The sequence below is a fragment of the Actinoplanes sp. NPDC051633 genome, from assembly GCF_040681735.1.
Lineage (GTDB): Bacteria > Actinomycetota > Actinomycetes > Mycobacteriales > Micromonosporaceae > Actinoplanes.
In genome coordinates this window covers 1-4838 of the sequence record NZ_JBFAZH010000604.1, presented here as the reverse complement: position 1 = coordinate 4838, position 4838 = coordinate 1, and the positions used below count along the sequence as shown (strand labels likewise).

The 4838-nt window shown below is 71.3% G+C and carries 3 protein-coding genes; all 3 read left to right on the top strand.

What is annotated here, in order from left to right; translation table 11 throughout:
• Positions 1-120 precede the first annotated feature (120 nt).
• Positions 121-597, top strand: a complete 477-nt coding sequence (locus AB0M20_RS27715; protein ID WP_364303069.1) for a hypothetical protein — start codon at positions 121-123, stop codon at positions 595-597.
• Positions 597-2048, top strand: coding sequence for a hypothetical protein (locus AB0M20_RS27710; protein ID WP_364303067.1), 1452 nt, complete (start codon positions 597-599; stop codon positions 2046-2048). Before AB0M20_RS27715 ends, AB0M20_RS27710 begins: the two co-directional genes overlap by 1 nt.
• Positions 2049-2052: 4 nt before the next feature.
• A partial coding sequence (locus tag AB0M20_RS27705) for a tetratricopeptide repeat protein (RefSeq protein WP_364303065.1) occupies positions 2053-4838 on the top strand: 2786 nt, incomplete at its 3' end.

Here is a 4838-nt window from a genome sequence, read left to right as displayed (position 1 = left end):
ACTCTTATTAACAAAAATATATTGTTCTAATATTTGTTTATGCTTTTTCAAAATGATCACTCCCAAAACCTAAATTCATTCTGCCAAAAATCCACCATCTGCTCCGGTGCCACCTATCCTGTGGCCTGCCTCTGCCTGCGCGTCCCGCCGGGCGCGAAGGCGGGGCGGGCGACGGACTCCCATCCCGCCTGGCGCGACCGGATCGCGACGATGCGCGCCGTGCTGGACAGCCTGTCCGAGCAAACCGGCCGGGCCCGCCACGCGACGCTGCGAGCTGCCGTGGTGGATCCGCTCGCCGCGGCGGTGCTCGGGCAGGTCCCAGCCGCGAGCAATCCGGGCGAGGAACTGGCCGGCCGAGTCGTCGCGGCCGTGCGCAAACACCGTCCGTGCCTCGTCTACGGCGACGCCGACAGCGCGATCGCCGTCGCGGCCGCGCTCTCCCGCCGGCAACCCGCCCGGCCGGTCGGCAGCAGCGTGCTCGCCGTGCTCGACGGCGCCTGGCGCTGGCGTCTGAGTCAACCGTCCCGCCAGCACGACGACGAGGTCGCGGCGCTGGTCGTCGACTACTGCAGGCACGATCCGAGCGGAGCGGCCTGATGGAGACCCCCGACCTCCTCCTGCTGCGGCTGGACGCGCTGCGGCTCGACATCGAGAAGGTGCGGTACGCGGTGCGGCGCGCCAAGGAGCGCAGCCAGTTCCTGGAGAACGCCGGCAGGTACATCAAACCGTGCCGCGGCCCACTGCAGGCCTTGCGGACACGCCTGCAGAGCCTGGTAGACGCTATGGAGGAGGAACCCGATATCGCGGACATGATCGACAACGCGAGCCTCGACCTGGCGGGACAGCTCCGCGGGGCCCCGGACATCGTCACGCAGCTGCTCGATTCGGTGGCCGGGACGAGCAACTGCCTCCGGCAGGCGATGGCCTCGAACGTCAGCCTGGAGGACCGCTCGCTGGCCCTTGAGGCGAGCCTCGACCGCCGCTGCAACGAACTGCAAGAGGACTTGAAGGAGCTCAAGCGGACGGTGGAGGGGAGCTCGGCGGCGCAACGCCGGACGCAGTGGATGGAATATCAGAATCTTCTCGACGGTGTCGGCCGGCCGCTGTTCGTCGAGTACGTGGACTTCCTCGGCGGCCTCACGGTCCGCGACACGGGCTTGGACGATCGGGTCTGCGAGATGACCGACGCGGTGCTGGCCCGGTTCCGGGTCGCCACGCGGCGCTCGCTGCCGCTGCCCGCGCGGCAGGCCGCCCTGGGCAACGCGTTGGACAGTGTGGTGCTGCTCGGCTTCCCGGAATGGTCGATCTGGGGCATTCCGCTGGTCGGCCACGAGGTCGGGCTTGCCTACGTGAAGAACACTCGTGACAACGACGATCTCGTCGCACTGATCGACCGGTTCGCGCCGCCCGGCGAGAACCCCCCGGCCCGGACGAAGGAGCACGTCGAGGAGTTGCTCGCGGACGCGTTCGCGACCTACACGCTGGGCCTGTCTTACGCCTGCGCGGCGCTGCTGCTGCGGCTCAGCCCGCGCCACGACGAGCCGGCCGACCCGGACCGCCCGCGCGACATCGACCGGGCTCGCGTGATCGTGCTGGTCCTCCTCGCCGAGGGCGACACGTTGCCCGCCCAGGGGGCCTCCTACAGCGACGCCGTCGGCAAGCTGCGCCAAATCTGGGAGGCAGCCGTCCGGGCCCATGCCAGCCCGGACCGGACGGAACAGGCCGCGGAGGAGATCCAGGCACCACCGGCCGCGGCGGATGACTGGCTGGACCGGCTGGCCACCGCCGCCGTCGCTCACTTCAGCAGCCAGCGCTATACGGTTCGGTCCTACGACGAGGAGCGCTGGCAGGCGTCGGAGCGGTGGTTCGCGGCCCTCCACGGCGAGAAGGCCGGGCCCGCCTGGACACCGGTGGAGGACGCGGTGCCGGACGTGCTGACCGCCGCCTGGCGTACACGCCTGCTGCACGACGCCGAGGACGTTGATCCGGTCACGCTAGCCGAGTCTATCAAGGAACGCTGGTCGAACCGGCAGCTCAAGGGGGGGTGAGGGGATGACCGCCGCACATCTTCCGGGAAGCGCCTCGGTGGGCGGCGGGTCGCTGCGGCCGCGCATGTCGTCCGCCGCCGACGCGTCGGCGATCGCCGAACAGCTGCGCCAGGCGACCGCCGCCGCCCGGTCCGGCAGGCATCACGAGGCTCGGCGCGAGCTCGACGCCCTGGACCGAGTCATCGACCGGGCCGAGGTGCCGCCCGACGCACAGGAGCTGCTGGCCGACCTTGGGCAGACCGCTGCCTTCCCGCCCGCCCTCCGCGCGGACGCGCTGGTCCTCTACGCCCGGTGCCGGGAGCACAACCGCGACTACAGGGACGCGCTGCGGGCCTACCGCCAAGCGATCGAGCTCGCTCCCACCCCGGAGCGGGTGGCCTCGCAGACCGGGCTGTCCGCCCGCGTGTCCGGCCCGGCGGAGGCGCAGCAGCAGCTCGATAAGTGGCTCCGCCGGTGGCCACAGGATCCACGCCTGCTCGCCCGGTCGGCGTCCCTCGCCCTCGACGTCGGGGACATCTCCCGGGCCAAGGCTATCTTGAAGCGGGCGGCGAGCCGGGAGGACCCCGAGCTGCTGCCAGTCGTGGCCCGGCTCAACCTGATGGAGAACGACCCGCAAGCGGCCCTCGAACCGGCCCGGGCGACCGTCCCGCTGCACCCATCGCTGGGCCGGGCGCTCTATGCCATCGCGCTCGGCCGCACCGGGCAGCTCGACGAGGACCCGGGCGTGGTGGACGCCGTGCTCGCCGACCCGCCGTCGGACGTCTGGGTGCTCACCCATTTCGCCGGCCTCCTGGTTGAGTCGGGCCGTCTCGAGGAGGGCCAGCAGGTCCTCGACCACCTGCTGACGCTGGACGCGGACAACACCGAGGCACGCCGGACACGCGGCCTGACCGCCGCCAGCCTGGGCGACTACGAGACGGCCTGGACCGACCTCGCATTGGCGGCGGAGGGCGACGATGATCCGTGGCTGACCGCTATCCGCGGCGACCTGGCCCGGATCCGCGGCGATGCCCGGACCGCCGTGGAGCTGCTGGAATCGCTCGACCCCGCCGATGAACCACCATGGGCCGCCGCCGCGCTCGGTGCCGCCCTGGTCGCTCTCAACGAGCCGGACCGCGCCACGCAAGCCTACGAACGCGCGCTGGCGGCGGACGGCGACAGCCTGGACGCGCTGTGCGGTCTCGCTCAGCTGCTCGTCGAGCGGGGTGCGGACGGCCGGGCGCGAGCCGAGGAACTGCTGCGCCACGCGGTGGCCCTCGAGCCGGGCGCCGCCCGGCCCCATGCGCTGCTGGGCGAGACGATGCGCCGGTCCGGCCGGCACGACGAGGCTGTCGCGGCCTTCGACAACGCGTTGCGCATTCGGCCTGGCTGGGCCTACGCGCTGGCCGGAAAGGGGCAGGCGCTCGTCGAATTTGGCGACCGGAAGACCGCCGCCGAGGTGCTAGCGAGCGCCGTACACTCCGAGCCCACGACTCCCTGGGTCCTGGCGCGCCTGGTGGCGGTCCTCGAGTCTACCAACGAGCGGGGTGCGGAAGCCGTCCTCCGCCGGATCCAGCACGAGGTGCGCGCCGCTGGTGGCGACACCTCGCTGCTCAGCATCGAGCGGGCCCGTCTCGCGGTGCGCCAGGGGCGGCCGGCCGACGCAGACCGGCTGTTCCGGCGGGCGCGCGCGGCCGCGCCAGAGGACGCCACGCTCGCCGCCGAGCACGTGGAGGTGCTGCGCAAGCTCGGGCGGATGCGGGACGCGCTTGCCTCGCTGTCGGCCCTGCCCGGAACGGCCACTGCGGACGGCGACCTGTTCTGGGTCAAGATCGAGCTGTTGTGGGGCCTCGACCGGCTGGACGACGTACGCACCATGCTGGAGGAGATGTCTGCGCAGGGCGACCCTTCGGCGCTGATCACAGGCGTGATGGGTGAACTGCACCGGCTCGACTGTGACCGGGAGGGCGCGCGAAGGCTGCTGCTGAACTCCATCGAACGGGACCCGGATTTCGCCTACAGCCATGCGTCGCTGGGCGTGCTGGAGGCTGACGCGCGCCGCGTCGACGAGGCTCGCCATCACCTGCGGGAGGCTCTCAGGCTGATGCCGGACTATGCCTTCGCGTTCGAAAATCTCGTCGATCTTGAGCTGAGCGAGGGCAACGAGGAGACGGTCCGTGGACTTCTCAAGTCGTTCGCCCACAGCGGCGCCGCCGACACGATGGCGGTGGCGCAGTCCCGAGCGATGTACGGCCTGGGTGACTACTCCGCCGCCTTGGAGATCGTCCAGCGGGCTCTCCTCGAGACCGGCGACAGTGCCGACCTGCTACGTAGCCGCGGCTGGACGGAGATCGCGCTGGGCCAGCAGCACCGGGCTGCCGCAAGCTTCCTGGCCGCCGCGGAATGCCCGGACCCCGACCTGCTCGACGTGGTGGACGGGCTTCTCCAGGTAGACCACTGGCCGGACGCGTTGCGGCTGATCGTCCGGGCCCGGCAGGAGGAAAGCCCTCACGCCCACCTCGTGCTGACGCTTGCCCTGCTCCAGGCCGGCCGGTGGGCGGACGCCGCCGCGCAGGCCACCGCCGAGCCGAAACGGCTCCGCGCCGAGGCCTACTACTTCGTGGTCGCCGCCCGTGCCCTGCGCAGGTCCGGCCAGCCCCAGGCGGCACTACGCCACGCGCGGCAGGCGGTCGCCCGGTCACCCCGCGGCTGGTTCGAGATGACGGAACTGGCCGAATGCCAGCTGGCAAACGGCTACCGGGCGGCGGCCGGGCGCTCCTACGCCGGTGTCCTCGATATGTTGCAGCGACG